16 protein-coding genes are annotated in these 23,321 nt (G+C 45.6%); 9 read left to right on the top strand and 7 right to left on the bottom strand.

Going from position 1 to position 23,321, the window contains the following annotated elements; translation table 11 throughout:
- Nucleotides 1-262 precede the first annotated feature (262 nt).
- Both nhaD and ACHUFQ_RS08880 read right to left on the bottom strand, forming a co-directional pair.
- Nucleotides 263-1,513 (bottom strand): sodium:proton antiporter NhaD, encoded by a 1,251-nt coding sequence (nhaD, locus tag ACHUFQ_RS08885; RefSeq protein ID WP_394174846.1) that lies wholly within the window; start codon nucleotides 1,511-1,513, stop codon nucleotides 263-265.
- 346 nt (nucleotides 1,514-1,859) lie between these two features.
- A complete protein-coding gene (locus ACHUFQ_RS08880; protein ID WP_394174844.1) occupies nucleotides 1,860-2,870 on the bottom strand; it encodes a LacI family DNA-binding transcriptional regulator in 1,011 nt (336 codons plus the stop codon).
- A 181-nt stretch (nucleotides 2,871-3,051) separates the two neighbouring features.
- Here ACHUFQ_RS08880 and ACHUFQ_RS08875 point away from each other — a divergent pair, with 181 nt between their 5' ends.
- The 8 genes from ACHUFQ_RS08875 (at nucleotide 3,052) to ACHUFQ_RS08840 (ending at nucleotide 14,127) form a co-directional block, all read left to right on the top strand.
- Nucleotides 3,052-4,092: a UDP-glucose--hexose-1-phosphate uridylyltransferase gene (locus ACHUFQ_RS08875; RefSeq protein ID WP_394174842.1), complete on the top strand. Its 1,041-nt coding sequence runs from the start codon at nucleotides 3,052-3,054 to the stop codon at nucleotides 4,090-4,092.
- 2 nt (nucleotides 4,093-4,094) lie between these two features.
- Complete coding sequence (gene galK / locus ACHUFQ_RS08870; RefSeq protein WP_394174840.1) at nucleotides 4,095-5,237, top strand: galactokinase; 1,143 nt, start codon at nucleotides 4,095-4,097, stop codon at nucleotides 5,235-5,237.
- A gap of 261 nt (nucleotides 5,238-5,498) precedes the next feature.
- The gene (locus ACHUFQ_RS08865) at nucleotides 5,499-6,608 is read left to right on the top strand and encodes a mandelate racemase/muconate lactonizing enzyme family protein (protein WP_394174838.1); all 1,110 of its coding nucleotides are present in this window, start codon (nucleotides 5,499-5,501) and stop codon (nucleotides 6,606-6,608) included.
- 9 nt (nucleotides 6,609-6,617) lie between these two features.
- The gene (locus tag ACHUFQ_RS08860) at nucleotides 6,618-7,646 is read left to right on the top strand and encodes a zinc-dependent alcohol dehydrogenase (protein ID WP_394174836.1); all 1,029 of its coding nucleotides are present in this window, start codon (nucleotides 6,618-6,620) and stop codon (nucleotides 7,644-7,646) included.
- A gap of 15 nt (nucleotides 7,647-7,661) precedes the next feature.
- On the top strand, nucleotides 7,662-8,426 hold the full coding sequence (locus ACHUFQ_RS08855) for an SDR family oxidoreductase (RefSeq protein WP_394174834.1): 765 nt from the start codon (nucleotides 7,662-7,664) through the stop codon (nucleotides 8,424-8,426).
- Nucleotides 8,427-9,878: an aldehyde dehydrogenase gene (gene aldA / locus ACHUFQ_RS08850; protein ID WP_394174833.1), complete on the top strand. Its 1,452-nt coding sequence runs from the start codon at nucleotides 8,427-8,429 to the stop codon at nucleotides 9,876-9,878. It abuts the gene before it with no gap.
- A gap of 89 nt (nucleotides 9,879-9,967) precedes the next feature.
- The gene (locus ACHUFQ_RS08845) at nucleotides 9,968-12,352 is read left to right on the top strand and encodes an alkaline phosphatase D family protein (RefSeq protein ID WP_394174831.1); all 2,385 of its coding nucleotides are present in this window, start codon (nucleotides 9,968-9,970) and stop codon (nucleotides 12,350-12,352) included.
- A gap of 320 nt (nucleotides 12,353-12,672) precedes the next feature.
- A complete protein-coding gene (locus ACHUFQ_RS08840; RefSeq protein WP_394174829.1) occupies nucleotides 12,673-14,127 on the top strand; it encodes a sulfatase family protein in 1,455 nt (484 codons plus the stop codon).
- Between the two features lie 87 nt (nucleotides 14,128-14,214).
- Here ACHUFQ_RS08840 and ACHUFQ_RS08835 read toward each other — a convergent pair whose 3' ends face one another.
- Together ACHUFQ_RS08835 and ACHUFQ_RS08830 are read right to left on the bottom strand one after the other, a co-directional pair.
- A complete protein-coding gene (locus ACHUFQ_RS08835; RefSeq protein WP_394174827.1) occupies nucleotides 14,215-15,012 on the bottom strand; it encodes an alpha/beta hydrolase in 798 nt (265 codons plus the stop codon).
- A 39-nt stretch (nucleotides 15,013-15,051) separates the two neighbouring features.
- Nucleotides 15,052-16,164: a Zn-dependent alcohol dehydrogenase gene (locus ACHUFQ_RS08830; RefSeq protein WP_394174825.1), complete on the bottom strand. Its 1,113-nt coding sequence runs from the start codon at nucleotides 16,162-16,164 to the stop codon at nucleotides 15,052-15,054.
- Between the two features lie 178 nt (nucleotides 16,165-16,342).
- Between ACHUFQ_RS08830 and ACHUFQ_RS08825 the strand changes: the two genes are divergently transcribed.
- The gene (locus ACHUFQ_RS08825; RefSeq protein ID WP_394174823.1) at nucleotides 16,343-17,263 is read left to right on the top strand and encodes a helix-turn-helix transcriptional regulator; all 921 of its coding nucleotides are present in this window, start codon (nucleotides 16,343-16,345) and stop codon (nucleotides 17,261-17,263) included.
- Nucleotides 17,264-18,128: 865 nt separating this feature from the next.
- Here ACHUFQ_RS08825 and ACHUFQ_RS08820 read toward each other — a convergent pair.
- The 3 genes from ACHUFQ_RS08820 to ACHUFQ_RS08810 all read right to left on the bottom strand — a co-directional run bounded on the left by ACHUFQ_RS08820 (nucleotide 18,129) and on the right by ACHUFQ_RS08810 (nucleotide 23,273).
- Complete coding sequence (locus ACHUFQ_RS08820) at nucleotides 18,129-20,501, bottom strand: hypothetical protein (protein ID WP_394174821.1); 2,373 nt, start codon at nucleotides 20,499-20,501, stop codon at nucleotides 18,129-18,131.
- A 1-nt stretch (nucleotide 20,502) separates the two neighbouring features.
- Nucleotides 20,503-22,533: a CRTAC1 family protein gene (locus ACHUFQ_RS08815; protein ID WP_394174819.1), complete on the bottom strand. Its 2,031-nt coding sequence runs from the start codon at nucleotides 22,531-22,533 to the stop codon at nucleotides 20,503-20,505.
- 125 nt (nucleotides 22,534-22,658) lie between these two features.
- Nucleotides 22,659-23,273, bottom strand: a complete 615-nt coding sequence (locus ACHUFQ_RS08810; protein WP_394174817.1) for a GntR family transcriptional regulator — start codon at nucleotides 23,271-23,273, stop codon at nucleotides 22,659-22,661.
- Nucleotides 23,274-23,321 lie beyond the last annotated feature (48 nt).

The following is a 23,321-nucleotide window of genomic DNA, read 5'->3' as shown; positions in this document are numbered from 1 at the left end:
CTGGCAATGTGGGAAACCACATCGAAACAACTAGTGAGTAGTTTAATAGCAATCACATCAAGTTTGTGCGCAACTCAGAGTTAGGGCCGTAAATGAGCCTCTGGTACACTCTCTTTGGCTGATTTTGAATGTGGAGTAACCATTCTCTGCAATCAAAGCCTTGCCTGAAACCCTTTAAATACTCACTGAGTGAGCAATAATTTAATGTGATTGGTATAACTATAGATTATGTCTGCAAAAATCCTATTCCTTGCGACAAATTTTACGCGGCAGCGCCATAAAACGCATTGGCTAGCCACATGGTAATTACATAACCGGCCGTGTAGGCGAGAAACAGTGTTGGCGCATATTTTAAGTAGGACATAAATGTTAGTTCAGGTAACTTGCTCATCGCGATGATGCCTGCAGCAGAACCAATGACTAATAACGAACCCCCAACGCCAACCGCATAGGTTAATGACAGCCATTGGGCGGTGCTAAGTTCCGGTTGTGCTTTGAGCAGGGCTGCGGTTAGCGGGACATTATCCACCAAGGCAGAACCTATGCCCGCAACGTAGCTGGAAACATCTGGGCTGAACTGAGCATAGACGTCAGCGAGCAAGGTTAAAATACCAATCTCCTTGAGCATCCCAACCAGCAATAATATGCCTAAAAAGAACAGCAGGGTGTCGTATTCGATACGGCGAATATAGTCGAGCATTGGTGGGCGACGACGATCTTTTTGCATAAACCGACCGGCCAGAAACATGGTTGCCAACCCGGTCAGAAACGTGAGGACCGGTGGCACACCATAAAGAATGTTTAGCGCCATTGTCAGCAATATTGTGCTGATGAAGATTGCGGATATGACTAGCTCAACAGCAGTGAATTTATGCTCGCCCTGTTCGGTAATAACGTCGCCTTCAACGCCTATGCTAAATACTAAAGCCAGCAACAACACGCTGATAATTGCGGGTACGAATAGCATTAATAATTGTGATATCTCTACATGTTTTTCGAGAAAAATCATCAAGGTGGTGACATCACCAGTGATTAATGCCACGCCACCTGAGTTAACTGCAAATACGACCAATACTGCCATTTTTATTCTCACCGCTCTCGGTAAGTCGAATGATTGCAGTAGCGCCAGTGATACTAAAGTGGCGGTCACATTGTCGCAAAAGGAAGAGAGAATCAGGGCAAAGCCAGCGATTGCTAGCATCAATTTGCGTTGACTGATACGCGCGGGAAATATTTTTTGAATCGCCGCCTGAATCACGCCCTGAGCATTGAGATAAGCAACAAAGGTCATGGTCGACATGAGAAACAACCAGAGTATGGCGATTTCCAATAGGTTTTCTTCTAGGTCGTGGTTGATACGTTCGGTATTTGAACCGGCGTTAATGAATAACAACATCCAGGCGACACATCCGAAAAATAACGTCGTCTTGGCTTTATTGATGTGAGTAACTTCCTCAAAAACGATGCTTAATAATGCCAATATCGCCAGGAAAATCAGAAAGTAATCGAGCATAACCGAAATCAACCATCAATCAATACCCTAAACATAGCAGCGTATCGCTATTCCTGCTAAAGGTTAAACCTTATACCAATCACATCAAGTTTGCGCACAACTCAGAGTTAGGGCGGAGGTTCATTTACAACATAGATTTCATCGATATAGTCATTCTATATTAATGAAATATAGGGCCGTAAATGGACATCTGATAAACTCCCTACGGGTGAGTTTTAAAGGCGTTTATCCTGCGTTACTGATTTTGGCTGTTTTTGAGAGCGGAATAACCATTCTCTGCAATCAAAGCCTTGTGTAAAAGCCTTTAAATTCTCACTGAGTGAGTAATAATTTAATGTGATTGGTATTACCTGCGCACACAGGAAGCGCGGCTGACTAGCCGGGGTAAGTGTTTTCCAGATCCCTGTTTTTGCTTCGATGATACGGCTTTTGTTTCGGTGAGCTTTAATGCCAGATGCGCCGCTTGTTTTGCCATCGCATTTACCGGGTAATGCATAGTGGTTAGCTTTGGCCGGGTATAACTGGCGAGAATGACATCATCAAAACCAATCACCGAAATATCTTCAGGTACCCGAAAACCATTGTCTTCTAAAGTGCTGATAGCACCAGACGCCATGGCATCGTTATACACAAATAAAGCGGTAAATTGATGACCATCGGTAAGCAGTTTCTGTGCGGCAATTTCACCACCCTGTTGATTCGGCGGCGCAAACGTAACCGGCGTCTTGTCACTCTCAATATTGTTTTCGATAAGACATTGTTGAAAGCCCTGCAGGCGCAGGCGTGGATCTTCGATATCATACTCACTGGAAATGCAGGCAAACTGCTTATGGCCAAGGGCCAGCAAATGCCTGGCAGCGATTTTTCCGCCCTCAAGGTTATCGAGCCAGACGCAGCGTTCCTGTATTGCATCAACACAGCGGTCAATCAGTACTAAACCTGGGTGCTGTTTCGCCAAAGCTATCAGTTTATCACTGGCGATATGCTTGCTGTGGATGACAATCGCATCACAGTTTCTGTCGATTAGAACATTTAGCGCTTGTAACTCAGATTCCTCGCTCCCGGTACCTGTACTGAGCAGTAACTGCAACTGCTTTTCTTTAGCTATCTCATCAACGCCACTGGCTAATGAAGCAAAGAATGGGTCCGTTAATTCGGGAATGACAACACCGATGGTTGCGGTTTTCTGGGTAACCAAAGCGCGGGCGTTCGCATTAGGACGATATCCCAATTCCTGCATCGCCGCGGTCACCTTCGCTCGGGTTTGCTCATTCACTTTTTCACCGAGGTTTATTACCCGGGATACGGTGGCTATGGAAACCCCTGCTTGTTTCGCTACATCCTTAATTGTCGCCATGGTTTTGAGTTATATGTAAACGTTTAAATATTTTTCAATGATAACGAATCATAGCTATTATCAAGCTTAATGGCTAGATAAATGTTGTTTTGTCATGATCGTGATTATTGTTATGATTGTTATTGTAGCTTTTTATGAAAACGTTTACACTCGCAGAAAATGATCACATTTGGAAGAAATTATGACCGATACTTTTGATCCTACCGAACATCCGCACCGACGTTTTAATCCGTTAATCGGCGAGTGGGTGTTAGTTTCTCCACACCGGGCAAAACGCCCATGGCAAGGACAGGTTGAGCCTGCTGCTGAAGATAATCGTCCAGCATACGATGAATCCTGCTATTTGTGTGCTGGCAATACCCGTATTAATGGCGAAGTGAATGCGCAGTATCAGGGCACTTATGTATTTGATAATGACTTTGCGGCGCTAAAAGAAGCAACGCCGGTTACAGCAACCGACGATCCTTTGTTTAAAATGCACACGGAACAAGGCATGAGCCGGGTGATCTGTTTTAGTGAAGATCACAGCAAAACGCTGCCTGAGTTGTCGGTAACTAAGCTTCAGCAGGTGGTTAAAACCTGGCAGCAACAATGTCAGGAGCTTGGTCAGAGGTTTCAGTCGGTACAGGTGTTTGAGAACAAGGGCGCGATGATGGGCTGCTCGAATCCGCATCCCCATGGTCAGATCTGGGCACAGACGCAACTACCAACATTAGTGAGTAAAAAGCAAAACGCGCAACTGGAGTATTGGCAGGCTAAGCAAGGTAACCTGTTGCTGGATTATGTTGCACGGGAGATTGAAGCGAAAGAGCGAGTTGTCGTTGCCAATGATGATTGGCTCGTTGTTGTACCTTATTGGGCGGCCTGGCCGTTTGAAACTTTAGTGTTACCAAAATTTCCGGTACAGCGGATGACGGATTTAACGACCATACAGACGTTAAGTCTTGCCGACATCCTTAAACAAATTACTACCCGTTACGATAATTTATTTCAGTGTTCATTTCCTTATTCCATGGGCTGGCATGGCGCGCCATATGATGATGACGATCACCCGGAATGGACATTACATGCGAGTTTTCTGCCGCCGCTGTTACGCAGCGCGACGGTGAAAAAATTTATGGTGGGCTACGAAATGATGGCCGAAGCTCAACGAGACCTTACCGCAGAACAAGCCGCTGAACGTCTGCGCAATGTCAGCGCTACGCATTACAAGGAGTCCTAATTGTGAAACTAACAGAACAAGCAAATCGGTATTTTCAACAACAATTCTCGGTACCTAGCGAATTGGTTTGTTATGCACCAGGTCGGGTAAATGTGATTGGTGATCATACCGACTACAATGACGGCTTCGTGTTACCGGCCGCGATTAATTATGGAACGGCCATAGCCGCATCAAAGCGCGAAGATAATAAAGTTGTCGTTTATGCCCATGACTGTGAGCAACAATCAACGGAATTCTCGCTTGATGATATTCCGTTTGATGATCAGTATATGTGGAGTAATTATGTTCGCGGTACCATCAAAATGTTGCAACAAAAATTTCCTCAATTAGGTGGCGCAACATTAGCGGTTACCGGTAACGTCCCACAGGGCGCTGGGTTAAGCTCTTCGGCAAGTTTTGAAATCGCAATTTTAAGCACATTTGCCAAGCTCTATTCATTGCCTTTAGATGGGATTGAAGCGGCGCTTTTAGGCCAAAAAGCGGAGAATCAGTTTGTCGGTTGTAACTGTGGCATCATGGATCAGTTGATTTCGGCGATGGGACAAAAATCCAATGCGATGTTGCTTGATTGTCGCGCCTTAACGTTTGAAGATGCCCCAATTCCTGCAGGGTTTTCATTTGTGATTGTTAATTCTAACGTCAAGCGTGGTTTAGTGGATAGTGAATACAACTTGCGCCGAGAACAGTGCGAAGCGGTTGCAAAACATTTTAATGTGCAGGCACTACGTGATTTGACCATGGAGCAATTACAGTCTGAGCAGGCCAATCTATCTGAGGTTGAATATCGCCGTGCTCGTCATGTGATTAGTGAAAATGACCGTACGTTAGCGGCGCTGGCAGCGCTAAAAACCAATGACATTGCTACCATGAGTAAGCTGATGATGGCATCACATATGTCATTAAAAGACGATTTTGAAGTGACCACGCCAGAAATGGACGCGTTAGTTGAGATTATTGCTAATGTACTTGGCAATAAAGGTGGTACCCGTATGACCGGTGGTGGCTTTGGCGGCTGCGTCGTCGCGTTGGCACCAACCGAGTTGGTTGAACCTATTGAGGCTGCAATTACCAATGAATATCAACAGCGCTCAGGCCTTGAAGCTGATATTTATGTGTGTACGGCAGAGCAGGGTGCATTTCGCTAAGCGCAGCTAGCAATTGTCTATAACTTTATAAAGAACAATCTATTGCGGCATTGATGGATTGTTCTTTATTCCTCGCCTTCAAATCTATTTTTTACCGTCGAATTAATCATTTATTTACAAAATTTTGTGCTCAATGCACCGATTCCACTCTCTATTTCAAACTTTCTTATTTAGATTGTAGGATTGTTAACAATTCATCTTTACAAAACTAGTTGTCGCGTGTAGATTGTTAACAATAAACTCGCTAACAAATAAATAAGAATGATTACTGCGCCAAGTCAAATTTCCTCTGTCAATATTGAATATTACCAGGTGCCATTGGCTGAAGTCCTGTCTGACGCCAAGCACGGCGATCACACCCATTTTGAAATCATTGTCTGTCGTATGATGAGCAGCGATGGCGTCGAAGGGGTTGGGTACACCTACACAGGAGGTAAGGGTGGCCGTGCGATTTACACTCTGCTAAACGATGAGATCCGTCCGCATCTTATTGGTCTTAACAGTGCAGATATCGATGCCATCTGGCATAAACTGCAGTGGGACTTCCATTACGTTGGTCGTGGCGGGATTTTAAGTTTCGCCATCTCTGCCGTCGATATTGCTCTTTGGGATATCAAATGTAAGCGCTTGAATCAGCCATTATGGCAAGTTGCAGGAGGTGCGAGTAATCGTACTAATTGCTACGCGGGCGGAATTGATTTGAATTTTAGCGAACAAAAACTACTCAATAACATTCAAGGCTATCTGGATCGCGGATTCGAAGCGGTGAAAATCAAAGTTGGTAAAGACGATTACCGAGAAGATGTTGCCCGGGTCCGTGCCGTTCGTGAACTGATAGGTCAGGATCGCACCTTTATGGTGGACGCCAATTACTCGATGAGTATCGATGAAGCGATTCGTTTTGGCCTTGCCATTGAAGACCAGGCAATTACCTGGTTTGAAGAGCCAACCATTCCGGATGATTATCAAGGTTACGGTAAAATCGCCGACGCGATTAATATTCCATTAGCAATGGGTGAAAATCTACATATTCTTCATGAGTTTATCTATGCCATTGAGCAGGCCAAGCTTGGTTATCTGCAACCCGACGCCTCCAATATCGGTGGCATCACCGGCTGGCTTAACGTTGCTGAAATGGCAAAACGGGCAGATATACCCGTATGCAGTCATGGGATGCACGAGTTACATGTCTCACTAATGGCTTCACAACCACACGCCGGTTATCTGGAAGTACATTCTTTTCCGATTGATCAATACACTAAATCTCCCCTTAGACTTGAACAGGGAAAAGCATGTGCTCCAGATACACCTGGTACCGGTGTCGATTTCGATCCGGTACTTTTATCACCGCATTTAATTAAACAAAGTTAGGGGTTTACCATGATTGCTGCCCAGTATATTGGCAATAAATCGTTTCAAATTGTCGAAGGTGCTTCAATTGCGCCAAGCGCCGGAGAAGTTCGCTTAAACGTCGGTTACGTCGGTATATGTGGTACCGACATGCATATTTACCATGGTGTTATGGACCAGCGTGTTAACCCACCAGCCACCATCGGACATGAAATCTCGGGCGTCGTCGCTGAATTAGGCGCTGGCGTTGAAGGTTTTGCCGTAGGTGATAATGTTGTGGTTCGCCCGCTGGATTATTGTGGTGAGTGTCCAGCATGTGATGCCGGTCACTCTCACGTCTGTCAGAATTTAAAATTTATGGGAATCGACACCCCGGGTGCTTTCCAAAACTCCTGGACCGTTAAAGCCCGCACCTTACATAAACTTCCAGATAGTGTGTCTTTGCAAACGGGTGCATTAGTGGAGCCGCTAGCGGTAGCGTGCCACGATATCCGCCGTGCCAACTTACAGCCGGGTGAGAAAGCGGTTGTTATTGGCGGTGGTCCTATCGGCCAGTTAGTCGCATTGGTCGCAAAATCGATTGGCGCAGATGTCATCATTTCTGAAGTCAATGACGCCCGTCGTGAGTTTTCTTCGCAATACGATATCGCGACCGTGAACCCATTGCAGCAAGACTTGCCCGCTTATGTGGATAGCTGGACCAAGGGTAAAGGTGCCGATGTGGTGTTTGAAGTCTCGGGTGTGCAACCTGCCATCGATGTGATGACAAAAATTGCTGCTGTGCGTGGTCGAATTTGCATGGTAGCGATTCATGCTAATGCCCCGCAGGTAGATTTGTTCCAGTTTTTCTGGAAAGAGCTAGAGTTAGTGGGAGCAAGGGTTTACGAGCGTGAGGATTTTGATATGGCCATTGATCTTATCGCCTCGGGCAAAGCCGATTTAAAACCGTTTATTAGTTCGATTAATCATCTTGATGAGATTGGTAAGGCGTTTGCCAATATGGATAACAATCCTACCGGAATGAAAGCGTTAGTTTCTTGCCAGCCAGAACAAAAATAAGGACTGAATATACTCATGTTAAAGCAATTTGATCTTACCGGAAAACTTGCCTTAGTTACCGGCTGTAGCCGAGGTATCGGCCTGGCAATGGCTGAAGGTCTTGCCGAAGCTGGCGCTGATGTTATTGGCGTGTCTGCAACGCTTGCTATGCAAGGCAGTGCACCACAGCTCGCGGTAGAAAAAGCCGGTCGTAAATTTTATGCCTATCAGTGTGATTTTTCATCAAGAGCAAGTGTGACTGGTTTTTTACAGCAGGTACTTAGCGATCATCCAAATATTGATATTCTGGTAAACAACGCTGGCTCAATTTTGCGCGATCCTGCTGCCGAGCATAGCGATGAATATTGGGACAATATCATTGAAATAAATCTAAATTCGCAATTTGTGATCAGTCGTGAAATCGGCAAAACCATGGTGGAACGTGGCAGCGGCAAAATTATATTTACCGCATCATTATTGACGTTCCAAGGCGGTATCACCGTACCAGGTTATGCAGCAAGCAAGGGGGCCATTGGCCAGTTAACCAAAGCCCTTGCCAACGAATGGGCCAGTAAAGGTGTTAACGTTAATGCCATTGCGCCTGGGTATATCGCCACCGATAATACCGAAGCTCTGCGCAATGACCCTGAGCGTGCAAAGTCGATTTTAGATCGTATTCCACAAGCCCGTTGGGGTGAGCCCGAGGACTTTAAAGGGCCAACGGTATTTTTAGCGTCAAATGCCTCAAATTATATGAATGGTAGCGTTGTCCTGGTGGACGGCGGTTGGATGGGACGTTAGATGATGATCTTTAATAACCAAAACTTTATTGACGGCAAGTATGTTGCGTCAAGTGCCAGCGATACGCTCGATGTGCTTAGCCCAAGCACCGGTGAGTTAGTCGGTACCATTCCCGCAGGAACCCGGGAAGATGCACAAGTAGCCTTAGAAAGCGCCGAGCAGGCGCAAAAGCTTTGGGCTAAAAAAACCGCACGTGAGCGACAAACAATTTTACGAAAGTTCGCCAGCCTGATCCGTGACAAAAACGAAGAACTGGCAACGTTATTGGTAAAAGAGCAAGGTAAGCTTATCGATGTGGCGCGGATGGAAGCAGAAGTTACCGCAACCTTTATTGAATATGCTTGTGATAATGCCCTGACCATTGAAGGCGATATTTTACCGTCAGATATTGCCGATGAAAAAATCTATATTCATAAGGTGCCACGTGGTGTGATCGTTGCCATTACCGCCTGGAATTTCCCTCTGGCGTTGGCGGGTCGCAAAATTGGTCCAGCACTGATCACCGGTAACTCGATTGTCATTAAGCCAACACAGGAAACACCGTTATCGACATTGGCATTAGGAGAGCTGGCAAATGCTGCCGGTATCCCAGCGGGTGTCTTAAATATTGTTAATGGAACGGGTTCTGTTGTTGGCCAGCATTTGTGTGAGAGTGAAATCACCAAGCTTATTACGATGACGGGAAGCACTCGAGCAGGACAAATCATTCATCAGGCAAGTAGTAAGCATTTAACCCCTTTAATGCTTGAATTGGGTGGCAAAGCACCGTTTGTGGTGATGGAAGACGCGGATTTGGATAAAGCCGTAGCCGATGCGGTTACCACGCGTTACGCCAATTGCGGACAGGTCTGTACCTGTGCAGAACGTATTTACGTTCATGACTCAGTGTACGATGAATTTGTGAAACGATATGTTCCTAAGGTACAGGCGATTAAAGTTGGTGACCCGATGGATCCCGCCACGGAAATGGGGCCGAAGGTTAATGCCAATGAAATTCGCCACATTCATTCGTTAGTGGAAAAAGGTATTGCAGAAGGCGCTAAACTGGCCACTGGCGGTAAAATTGCCAGTGTTAAAGGTTTTGAAGGCGGCAATTGGTATGAACCAACCGTGTTAATCGATGTAGAGCAAAGTAATACCTTGGTTCATGAAGAGACCTTTGGTCCTATTGTTCCTATTGTTAAGTTCAGCACTATTACAGAAGTCATTGGTTACTGTAATGATTCTGAATACGGGTTGTCGGCCTATTTATATACGCAAAATCAACGCTATATTCATCAGGCTATTGCCGAATTAGAGGTTGGTGAAGTGTATGTGAACCGTGGTATTGGTGAGCAACATCAGGGGTTCCATAATGGCTGGAAACTTTCCGGTGCCGGTGGCGAAGATGGTAAATATGGCCTCGAACAATATATGGAAAAGAAGACCGTCTACTTAAACGAGTCTTACTAAGCAATCGCTTTGAAAGCCGAACGAAATGAAAATTTTGTTCGGTTTTTTTGTATCCAGCCGATCAACAATAACAACAAAAGAAACGAATTATGCAAAGACGACAATTTCTCAAGGGTGGTGCCATTTTAGGTGCTTCGGCATTATTGCCACTTTCTCTGCGCACAATGGCTGCAAAATCTCTGTTAACTACTGGCGACCTGAAACCCGTTGCAGATTTTAACCCTGAGGTTACTCGTCACTGGTTAGGAGAATCTTTATGGGGCAATCGATTACAAGACTGGCAGCTTAATCAGGGCCGGGTAGAGTGCTTGCAAGGCGATAAGAGCTTTGAAGTTCGCACCGTTTCTCTGCTCACCCACCAGCTTAATGATAAACCTGCTAACGCACATTTACGGGTGAAACTTGGATTGCTTACCCAAAATCGCAATGGTTTTGCCGGCTTTATTATTGGTGCGGGCGGCACCGAACTCGATTATCGCGGCGCCTCATTGGTGCAGCGCACCGGTGGCACCAACGGTGGCTTAATGGCAGTTGTCGATGACAAGGGGGCGTTGAGTTTTCGTGATTTTTCCAATGACGCTCAGCCATTAAACTATCGCTCGTTAAAGGCAAAACCGCTGACCAAAACCGGTAAGTTTTCCCGAAAAGCCTTTTACCTGGATTTACAGATAAATGCGCCCGCATCTGGTCAAAGTTCCAACAACACGCTAGTTCTGACGTTATCCGATGCGGGTACAGGAAAAGCCTTAAACCAGGTCGCACTGGACGGTATTGATGCTCAACGGTTGGCCGGTAATATTTTATTGTTGTCATCACCGCCAGTCGGTGCAAGTGGTGCGCGTTGGTGGTTTAACGAGCTGGCGCTAGCAGGGGATAAGGTCGAAGAAAACCTGTCCCAGACACTTGGCCCTGCTGTGGGATGTTTATATAGCTTAAATCAGGATTCATTGCGGCTGAGCGCGCAATTAATGCCAGTGGCAAGCAATGAGTATCAACAACTTAGACTGGAAAGTCGTGAGAGTGGCCATACGGGTGCTGGCTGGAAGGTACATCAAACCGCACCCTTAGAGGAAGGTTTTGTCGCCGCTTTTGATATTGAAAACTGGCCGTATCAGCTAACTCATGACTATCGCATTGTCGATGTTGCCACAGAGCGTGAGCTGTATTCTGGCCAAATTGTTAAAGACCCAGGTAATGCGCAGCCGTTGAAAATCGCCTTGCATTCCTGCTTAACGGCAACCGCTAAAAGCCTGGACGCAGGCCCGTATGTGCCGCGCATAAAACAAGAGAAAAATATTGGTCGTTACAGCAAAGACAATATTTTATTTCCGCATCAGCAGTTGGTGCAAAACTGTGACAGCCATCAGCCAGATTTGTATGTGTTTTGTGGCGATCAGTTTTATGAAGGCGTGCCAACCCGGGTCTGGCGCAATAAACCAGATTCAAAGTTGGATCTCCTTTATCGCTGGTATCTTTGGTACTGGACTTATCGTGACTCGGTGCGCAATCGCCCGGTGATCATGCTGGCCGATGACCACGATGTACTGCAGGGCAACCTTTGGGGTGTTGGTGGTCGTGATCCTGTGGTGTTAGAAACCGATAAACGCATGGAAGAAGATGGTGGTTATACCCAGACCAAATCTTTGGTTCGTATGGCATATCGAATTCAGCATTCCCACAACCCAAGACCTTATGATCCAACACCCATTGATCATGGCATAGAAGTGACTTACGGCGCCTTTATTTATGGCGGGACAAGTTTTGCATTGGTTGAGGACAGAAAGTTTAAATCTCGCCGCAATACCAAAGTAGATCCGCGTCATGCACAAGGAGAACTATTAGGACTGCGTCAGGAGATGTTTCTGCGGGCATGGAAGAATATGCACCCTGGTTTACCTAAGGTGTGCTTAACCGCATCGATGTGGGGCTCAGCGCAAACCCAAGGCAATGTTAAACCGTTACTCGATTATGATTCCAATGGTTATCCTTACGATGGTCGAACCCGAGCCGTGCAACTGATTAAAGATGCGGGCGCAGTGGTGCTGGCCGGTGATCAACACCTTGCGATGTTAGCCAGACAAGGGATTGACGATTTTACCGACGGTCCTTTGTTTTTCGCAGGCCCTGCTGGCGCAGCTTTCTGGCAACGCTGGTTTGAAGGGGAAGGGCGATTAGAAAATAAACGTAATAACGATCCGAATACTGGCGATTTCACCGATACCTTTGGTAATAAAATGCGCTTATTGGCCGTGGCGAACCCTAAAGTCACCTATCAAAGCTTTAAGTCTCAGGTTGGTGATAGCTGGTCGAATTTCCTTGCCGATCCTGCCGTTAAAAGCGAAGGCTACGGGTTAGTACGGGTTGATCATCAGCAACAGGCATTTGAGTTTGAATGTTGGGAGTGGAGTGTTGATCCTAAAACTGGCAAGCAATTTGATGGCTGGCCCTACCGCTTGTCATTTTCCGATGTCTAGATCTATACCAAATAAAGGAGATCTTGCTTGAATAGTACAATCGCAATGACTAATACCAATCACTTTAAATTATTGCTCACTCAGTGAGAATTTAAAGGCTTTTAGACAAGGCTTTGATTGCAGAGAATGGTTATTCCATTGTCAACATCAGTAACGCAGGATAAACGCCTTTAAAACTCACCCGTAGGGAGTTTACCAGAGGCCCATTTACGACCCTATATTTCATTAATATAGAATGACTATATCAATGAAACCTATGTTGTAACTGAACCTCTGCCCTAACTCTGAGTTGTGCACAAACTTAATGTGATTGGTATAAGGTGATCACGAAAGCAATCGGACTATTGTTTTTGCTGCTTGGTGTGAATCTCAGCGTCAAATCGGCAGAGAGCAAAGCGCCTAATATCGTTGTGATTTTTGCCGATGATTTGGGGTATTCGGATGTCGGTTTTACCGGTTCCAAAGAAATTTTCACCCCTAATCTTGATAGTCTTGCTAACAATGGTGTGATATTTACCAACGGCTATGTCACCCATCCTTATTGTGGTCCGTCACGAGCAGGGCTGTTAACCGGGCGTCATCAGGCCCGGTTTGGCATGGAAAATAACGCTGCGCATTCACCACAGGACCCTTATATGGGGTTACCGGTTGAGCAGCAAACCTTTGCCAAACGCTTGCAAAATGCCGGGTATAAAACGGCAGTTATCGGCAAATGGCACTTAGGCTCGCACCCAAATTTTCACCCAAACAACCGTGGTTTTGATTATTTTTATGGATTTTTACCCGGTGGGCATGATTATTTTCCTGACTCAGTTGCCGTCAGTGACAATGCTTACCATGTGCCTTTGCAGCGCAATGGTAAGTCGGCGGAATTTAATGAATATCTGACGTCGGCACTTAGTAAAGATGCTGCGGATTTTATCGATAATACGCACCAGCCTTTCATGTTATATCTTGCCTATAACGCACCCCATGCGCCATTACATGCGCCAAAAGCATTAATTGATAAGTATCAGCATATCGAAGATAAAAATCGCCGTATCTATGCCGCGATGATTGATTCTATGGATTCTGGAATAGGGATAGTGGTTGAAGCGTTAAAGCGCAATGGGCAACTGGATAATACCCTAATTTTCTTTTTATCAGATAATGGCGGCGTATATCCCGAGTATTGGAATGCCTGGGAAAACTGGGCCGACAATCGACCGTTCAGACGGGGTAAAGTCAGCCTGTTGGAAGGTGGCATTCATGTACCTTTTATTGCCCATTGGCCAGCGAAAATTAAACCCGGTACTCAATTTAACGGGTTAGTATCTTCCTTAGATATTGCCGCTACCTCGGTTGCTCTGGCAAATGCAGATGTCAAACAATTAGATGGGGTAAACCTGATGCCGTATCTGCTTGGAGAAAAGACCGGTTCGCCGCATCAGGCGTTATTCTGGCGCCTTGAAGAAGCGGATAATATCTGGGCGGTGCGAACCCCTGATGCCAAATTTTTAAATCAGGGCTTGCCCGGTGCTGGCTTGAGCTTGTTCGATATGCAAAGTGACCCTTTTGAGAAAAACAATCTGGTTGGTAAGCGGCCAGAGCTGCAAAATCGGTTGGCAGAGCTTTGGAATGCCTGGAACCTGGATAATCAGACTACGCCTTTGCTACAGGCGCTCCCCTATAAGCAACAGCAGCAAGAGTTCTATCAACGTCTTTATGAGCAAGGTAAACAGCAAGCCGCGAACAAAGTGCCATATCAGATAGCGGTAACAGAGGATAGTAAGTAGTAAGTGGAAAGTAGTGAGTGGAAAGTAGTGAGTGGAAAGTAGTAAGTGGTGAGTAGAAAGAAGAAGGTAGACAGCAGTGAGTTAAGGCTATTGCCTTAACTCTATCTGATTGAAAAAGTTAAGCGTATCTTCTAAATGTTGGTGCCAGTAAGTCCATTCGTGACCGCCAGAAAACGTTTCAAAACTATGCTCAATACCAGCATCTTTTAAGGCTTTAGCCAGCGCTAAGTTCGAGGTATATAGTTCATCACCTTCACCGCAATCGAGCCTTAGAGGCGGTAAGTTTTTGGCCGTGGTAAACCAGGGCAATAACTCACTTTCTGCCACCACCTTGGCGGTAAATAGTTGCTCATCAACGTCGGTAAACAGTTTTAAATCGGCAATGGATGTAACACTGGAATGAGCGGAAATTCCCTGATACTTATCCGGATATTTAGCGCTCAGACGCAAGGCGCCAAAACCACCCATGGATAACCCGCTGATATACCAACGACTCTTTGCTGACACGCCGTCAATGGTTTGCGTGACAGCCGCGCGTAGATCATCGGTTACCCAGGCGTCATAATCTTCGCCGTTAGCCAGCGGCAAATAGCCGCTGCCATCGCCAATACCACCATCGGAAGGCATCACCAGAACAAACTCGTTAAGACCTTGCTGGCGCAACCGTTCATAGACGACATGAGCGCCACCTAAATGCATCCAACACCAGTGGTCGCCATAAACCCCATGCATTAAAATAACCACAGGTAAGTCTTTACTTGTACTCTGGGCGTTGTAAATGCTCACCGAATGACGACGTGATGTATGGCTACTATGAACCGTTAACAACGTTAGCTTCTCTGGTGTGTACTGATTATCAGATTGTTCCAGTCTTAAAATTGCCATTGTTAATCCTTAATCTTTTTTCAATTAACCCTGTTGCCATTAACTCTGTTCACCAATCAGGACCACTCCTTTAGCGTTTTTGCCATCGAGCATGTCGTTAAGGCCCTCGGTGACGGTTTCCAGGGTGTAGGTATTGGTGACCAGTTCATCCAGTTTCAATTGTCCGGATTCATATAGACGAATCAGCACTGGGAAATCTCGTTGCGGATTGCACTGGCCATAAAGTGGATTGATATAAATTTTATCCCATTCAAACAGCTCACAGTCAAAATCGATTTTCTGTTCAATACCACTTACCTGTACCGCGGTACCGGCACTGCGAATAAGCGCCAAAGGTGCAGAGCCAAGTGCCGGAATAGCAGTACACTCGAACGCATAATCGGCACCTCGGCCACCCAGCATTTCCTTAACCTTGGCAGCGACTTCAACAAAATCAATATCATCACGAGCAGCGATAATACCATGAGTGGCACCAAAGGATTTGGCCTGTGCCAGTCGTGCTTCATTGATATCGATGGCAATAATCGGGTAAGCGCCAGCTTGCTTGGCGCCCTGGATCGCGTTTAAGCCGACGCCACCACAGCCAATAATACAGGCACTGCTGCCCGCTTTTAAATTGGCGGCGTTAATGACCGACCCCCAGCCTGTCATTACGCCACAGCCAACAATAGATGCGCTGGCAAACGGAATGTGTTTCGGCATTTTTACTACAGCGGTATGTTTTACCACCGTGTATTCACTTAAGGTTCCCAGATGAAATGAACGCTCAAGAGGCATATCATCTTGAGTGCAGGCTTGTGGGTGTGCATGACCGCTCAGATCACAACCACAAACGGGGGAGTTAACTTCACAGATATGCAGGTTGCCTTCACCACATTGAAAGCATTCACCACAGGGGATCGCCCAGTTCAATATGACATGATCACCAACGGCGACGGAGCTAACATCACAACCTACAGCAGTAACGATACCCGCGCCTTCGTGACCTACGATAAATTCCTTGTTCCAGTTCTGGATCGAATCCCAGTCCGTATGGCAAAGACCTGCGGCCATAATTTTTACCTGAACTTCATCATTGCCAGGTTCACCCACGGTGATGGTTTTCAGAGCCATATTGCCCTTGCCATCGGAAATAATTGCGCGTGCTTGCATGAAATAATACCTAGTTGTTGTTTAGGGTTCATTAAATCATGAAGTCAGTAAAGTTTTTGACAGCATGAAGCTATAAAATAATAAAATTATGCCCTGTTATTCACTGAAAAAGCTGTGATAAACTCGTCAGAAGATAATTATTATTAAAATCTTGCTCTGTTGGAGAACTGTCGAGAACATGGCACATTCCGGAAAAACGAAGTCAGCAACCCGTCAGGTTTATTGCGAACCTTATTGCATCGAGCAGGGGCTTACCTTTGAAGTTCATCATGTACGTTACTTGCAAGATGATCATTATTCCTGCCTGATGCACTTTCATGAAGTGCACGAATTCATTATTTTTGAGCAGGTTGATGGGGTCTATCTGAACATGCGTGGCCAGTCGGCAATTGCAGATAACAGTGTGGTGTTCACCCCAGCGATGGAAAGCCACGATTTCGAATTGTCGACGGGTGAAAAAAGCTGGTATATCGTTCAGTTTTTGCCCTCATTATTCAATCATGATGAACTCAAAACATTAACGACATTATTTAATAATGCACAAAACTTTCGCCCTAAAGAAACGCAGGCAAATCACGGGGTGGCCGCTCATCAGCGCTTATTAACCCTGGTAGAATGGTTGCAGCAAAGCAATGAGCAGGACCCTCACAGTGCTCACAGTCAGGCACTGATCAGGTTGTTAATTCTTACCGTCGCGGAATTTTATCAGCCTTTGCAGCAGCAAGAGCAGACGGCGTTACCGGTTCGCGACGGTTTTGCCCGTTTGGCACCCTTGATGGGACTATTTAAAAATGATGAGAACATTGAACTGACCTTAGAGCAAGCCGCTGAAAAATGCTTTTTATCACCGTCGTATTTTTCACGTCTTTTTAAACGCGTATTTCGCTGTAACTATTCTGAGTACGTGGTGCGCCACAAGCTAGCAATTGCCGCCAGACAATTAAGCCAAAGTGAGCGTTCAATTACCCAGATAAGCTACGATTTAGGCTTTGCCAACCCGTCACATTTTATTGCCCAGTTCAAAAAAACGTATCAGGAAACACCCCTACAATTTCGCAAAAATTTGCTCACCCACATCAGCGACACCAACTCGGATTAGTAAGAGCGATTAGTCACACTAATTAATAAGACACCCACTGTAATTACGACTCAAAATTATCAAGACACCCACTGTAACGAGAACACTGGGCTTATTTTCCGACTTCGGCACTAGGTCATAACCGAAGGAGGAGGAAAATTAGCAATCAGCATTTTTTCTTATCGCTTGATAACAATGGCTGCTGAAAAACTGAAATGCTATTCAAAACCTCTGACTTGCTACAGCCATTGATTTAGATGACTCCAGGCGATAGTCACGGCGGATTGCAATTAAGTTTTATTAAGACACCCACCGTAACAGCCTCCAAAAACGCCAATTATTTGAGAATGTTTTTAGAGCGCAAGTCGAAGGATTAAAGGCAAAATTCTTCGGATGTTGGATATTAAATTTTAATTTTTAAGGTGTGTGTCCATATAAACCGTCCATGTAAACCATATTAATAGTTACAGTGGGTGTCTTGTTTAAGCGTGTTACACATTACGGTGGGTGTCCATGTAAGAACTCGCATTCGTTGCCGTGGGTGTCTGGTTAAATAAGAAAAAATACCGTGGGTGTCTCAATAAAATCACGCTCCGGTTTTAGGGCCATAAACTTTGCATATTACGGTGGGTGTCCATGTAAGAACGCGCATTCGTTGCCGTGGGTGTCTAGTTAAATATGAGAAAAATATCGTGTTTGTCTTAATAAAATCACGGTTAAAAACGTTAGCTAAGTCGCGCAATTAAATGGGTGAGGTAAATGCGATCTAAACAGGGGGAGTTGATGTAATGGGTGAAACTGTAGGTGTTAAAGAAAAAGTGAGGGAGCTAGCCAGAGTGGCTCTGGCTAGCGTTTGTTGGAGCCTTAAATGGGCGGGCAATCGTTTCTATTGAATCGTCCGGCCAAGGGGTTGTTCAGCGTTAAATACCTGCAATGCGGTACTGGCGACAAATCCGCCAGTATCGCTAAAGCGGATACTGATATCGTTGTTTTCAGCCAGGGCTGAATAAGGCACTGGAATTTCGATTACGCCGTAAAAGCCATCGCGGGCGGCTGAGCTTTTACCCATTTGCTGATCATAACCGCGAAAATCTTCCGGAACATTCAAGCTCGTGCCATTGATGGATACTTCTGGCAATAGCGATTTACCATGATCGCGACCAATACCTAATCGTAATATCGCTTCGCCATGGTCATCTAAAACAACACCATTTAGCGTGTTGGTAATAAGATCATTAGCAACGATTGCCTGCTTGTAGCTTTCACCATAATACTTGGTTTCTGCAACAGTCTTATCCAACGCTGGTGCGCTATCAAACGTCACTTTAACAATCATGGTACTTTCAGCACCTAAGGTTATCACCTCTGGCAATTCGTTATACGCCGACTCAACAATTGCCGATGCCTGAGTGGCATTATCAACGGTGGTTAGATGCTTAACTTCAACCTCTGTAATGTTGGCACTGTCTAATCCGAAGGCATTGAGGTTAATATCCGTGTCAGTAAATTCGAGACTATTGAGAATGATATGTGCGGTTTTATCATCGATATAGGCATCCACCTGAATGTCCAAATCACTGGCTTTAGTTTCAATGCGGGTACCATTTACTTCAGACCATAACTGATAAAACTGTATCAGATCTGAATAGACCCATTTGTCACCGGCAGCATCGCCATCACGCTCAAATTTTTGCACCATTAACCTTGGGCCATAGGGTACTTCGGTACGACCCCATTCCGCTTTAACCACAATAAATGGAATGGTTTTAAGGATCATGTCCGGGCGCTCCATAAACTGCATCAGCATCGAGTTAATCGCTCGCATCTGCAATGTGTTGCGCTCAGGGTTCCAGCCTTGCTTAAACATCGAGTGAATTGCGGCGCCATATTCAGAAATAACTAGCGGTCTCGTTTCGCCAAATTTAAGTAACGAATAGTGCTCAAGCATATCCATTGTCGCTTCGGCGTTACTGCCCTTGCGATATTGCTCTTTATTTTGAAAGGCAGGGAAGTCATATAAATGGATTGCGTAGAAATCCATATTTTCTCCGGCGATATCAATAAAGGCTTTATCTCTTTCTTCCCATCGCTCGAAGTTATCCCAATCAAAATTAGGGAAAGCTACCGTGTATCCACCTACCTGAACATCAGGGTTGGTTTTGCGGATTTCATTAGCTACGGCATTGTGAAATTCAAAGATCTTTGCAGGCTCTACCTGATCAGACTGACCTTCGCGATCGGTTACCAGATCGTACAATGGCTCATTCATTACTTCTACATATGCCGGCTTTATCTGACCATTAGCGACATTATCATCAGGATTTGGATCGAAATATTTGCTGACATACTGACCCATATAGTGGCCGGTTGCGGTACCAAATGGTTCTGCCTCGGTATCGGTTTGCGATAGTGCCCAGCCTTGAGCGGTAAGGGTACCGTCTGGCCAATAAGGGTGTTGCTGGGCACCTACCACCATGCCTAAGGCGCGGTGTTGAAGCGAGCGTATGGTATCCCAGTGATTACCTGTGTAGTTATTAAATCCCCATTTTTGGCCATTACCCCGGGACGTCGCATCCGCTTCGGAGGCAAATCCAGGACGTGAAGCATCTTCTGCTATCTGGCTTAGCTGCCACGTCATGCCGCCGGTGTTTCGGCCAAAGTAAACATCGTAACCGTTAGCAAATGAATCTAGCAGGTTCGGATCTTCGTTTTCTGCATTAGCGCTATGAACATTACCTCCGCGCCAGCCGTTTTCGGTAATATCGGCGTGGATGGTAATAAATTTTTCCCGGGAAAACTCGCTGACACCGCCAACGCTGTGCACCGTATCAAAGTTGATATCAACGATTACACCGGCAAAAGAGGTGCCTGTGGTTACGATAAAGGTTGCATTCACGCCGCCGATCGTCAGCGATAATTGCGTACTGGTAGCATCCATTGTCGATGACTTAATTCGCACCTTTACATTATCACCACTGTTCACCTGCCCGGCAGAAGAGGTAAAATCGCCATCATTTACTGAGTATTCTCCACCGCTAATACTGATGTCGGTAGCAGCACTAATGCCGGTTACGGTAATGCTTTGCGATTCAATCCAGGTATTGCTGGCAGCATCCGTGACACTGGCAAAACTAAACTGGGCGGGTATTGTGTCTTCCACCTTTAGAGGTTTTTCTGAATCACCGCCACCGGAACCGCCACAACCGGTTAAGGTAAGTGCGAGGCTTGTTGAAATCGCGATTAGGCTTTTTTTATACATTTTATTTACCCTTACCTGGCGCGACAAGCCGCTGTCCCAGGAATACTTGCTGATTTATTGGTATATCGTTTAATTCTTGTGTTTCTTGTCTTTCTTGAAGCTCTTGTCGTTCAAGTTCCTGTATCGAGCCGTCGCGCCACTGCACAACAATCTTCTCTACGCTCTCATCCTCGCCCAAACCAAAGTGCAGCGTATTAATAAGAGATTGAGAGTGGCTAGCCGACTGACTGTTGACAAACCGAGTCTGGGTTGAAGAAGCGCTGACCAAAGTGACTTTAGCGCCAATGGGATCGATAGCGTCGATGTTATCGACCGAGTAGCCAATTTCAACGCGGATAAAGTTGTGTTGGTTTTGCAATTGATTGGCAAACAAATGCCAACGGCCGTTGTCATCATCACCGCTTAAAATGTCGATTTTACCATCAAGGTTAAAGTCGAAAGCAGCCCCCATATCACCATGGGCTTTGGCTGGCAGATGGGTGGCGCCGTGTTGGGTGTTTTGATTAAAGCGCTCACCTTGATTTAGCATCAAAACATCCGCCTGACGCTGCGTTAAGGTACCGAATCGATAAACGAAGAAATCACTACGACCGTCGTTATCAAAGTCGCCAGTAATTACCCCTTGATTATTGTCTTTGCTAAGTGGTGGTAGTCGGTGAGATGCATCAGCGAATCTAACCTGAGATTTTTTATTTTTTGCGTTTGCACGGGCATCACCCATCAATAGTACGTCAGCGATACCAGGCGTTTGCGGAACAAAGTCGGCTTTAAAGGTATCGACGCCAATGATGGAAGCTCGAATATCCCAAGCAACATTGGATGCAAGATGCCAGGCTAAACGCCATTGGTGTTTACCTTCGTGGTTTTGTCCAAGATACCCTAAATACCAGCCGGTTTTATCCAACTTATCTGGAAAGCCCTGTGCTTGCTTAGCGTTAATGGCGGTCATATCGCTAACTTCGGAAATGGATACTTGCTCTTTACCCAGGTACAAGGGGAGGGCTGTGACGTTGCGGTCTCTTGGAAAGTGATAAAAGTCGGTCAGGTAAACTTGCCGATCACCGGTAAATGTGACGCCATCCTGACTTTTATTCCCCTCGTCACGCAAATCCAGACGTCTTTGGCTTTGGTCATATTCAATACTATTGTTGGCGATTTGATACAGCGCTTTGCCACGAGCTAAATAGTAATCCATCAAACCGTCATTATTGACATCCGCTTCCGCAATCGCATTAACATGAGCTAACTCTAATAACTTAGTTGGTAATAGGTCATGGGTAACGTCTGAGAACGAAAAATCAGCAGTGGCCTGCAGGATGACCAAGGGGGTATAAGGCGCAAAACCCAGTAAATCCGGGCGACCGTCGTCATTTAGATCGGTAATGAATACCCGTTCAGCATCCATCTGTTCAAACACCGGGCTTGGTCGATACTTGAACGTATCATTACCTAAGTTTTCAAACAAAATATTCCTGGGGCCTTTTTCACCTTGGATCTGCATTGCATTGATTTGCAGAAAATCGAGATCACCATCAGCATCTAAATCAAGCCAACGCACTGAGCGGCCACGCGCACCCATATCAGCAATGCCGGCCTGATCGGTAATATCCACAAATTTACCTTGTTGGTTTTTTAACAATCTTGGTGGTTGAGGTTGACTGCCATTGCCTCCGCCTAGGGCAACGAGGAAGTCCAGATCGCCATCACCATCGTAGTCACCGGCGGCAATACCATGGGCATCCCACTGACCAATTGGTGTTTGGTGTTTTAACAGGGTGTTGTCTTTTTGAGAGAAATATAGATAGGCAGGGTGTTGATCGTGATTTGGCAACACGAAATCCAGTCTGCCATCCTGATCCACGTCAGCGACACTTGGCCCGCCATATTTCCAGCTGTTTGGCTCGCTAAGACCGATGGATTCGCTAATATCGATAAACATCGGCGATTTTGAATCGGCTTTTACCTGAGCAGATATCAGACTATACAAGACTGCGAGCAAAACCAGGGCAGTGCGAAACCAATACGTTGTCATTTCAATCCTATTGTTTTTGTTGATTTAGTTTTAATTGCGCTCAAATTGAACAATGTAAATTGTTGACAATATGTATGAGCGATAAAAAAACACCCGCTAGGGTGTTTTTCGTGCATACAAACCTGCTACTTGATATTCGCTTTCACGGCTTTGCTCGCCAATTTAACATCGCCGGCTTTAAGCGCATCGAGAATTCGGCTATGTTCATCAACACATTGCGAACTGCTGCTGATACGCTTGTAATTCAAGCGCATACGCATCACGTACGGATACCAGATATTGACCAACTCATCACCACCGGCTTTATTAATTAAATAGCGATGGAATGAAATATCAATTTTGGTAACTTCCGCATAGTCTTCGGCATCCAGAGCTTTTTGCAAATCCGCCAGAATGGCTTCCAACTCGGTTATTTCCTGCTCGCCTAAAGTGTCATTGATTTGTTCAATGGCAAATACTTCGATTTCACGACGAAGCTTTATCATCAACTTTTGCATGCTCGGATCAAGCACGCTATTCACCGAGGCACCACAATTATTCTTTGAGATCAGCAAACCTTCTTTGGTCAGCTGTAAAATCACGTCACGGATAGGACCGCGTGATAAACCAAAGCGATTGGCCAGCTCGGTTTCATTTAGCTTGGTATTTGGTGGAAACGCACCTGAGATAATATCCGTACGCAACTGCTCTGCGATTTGGTCTTTAACGGATAAAATTTTCGTTGTCCGTGATGTTGCCATGTACTTGTCCTTAATCAATCCTATACCTTATTGTAAAGACACCAACTA

The sequence above is a fragment of the Thalassotalea litorea genome, from assembly GCF_043642205.1.
Lineage (GTDB): Bacteria > Pseudomonadota > Gammaproteobacteria > Enterobacterales > Alteromonadaceae > Thalassotalea_A > Thalassotalea_A litorea.
Note: the sequence above shows the minus strand (reverse complement) of the source record. Positions and strands in the feature narration are given on the sequence as shown.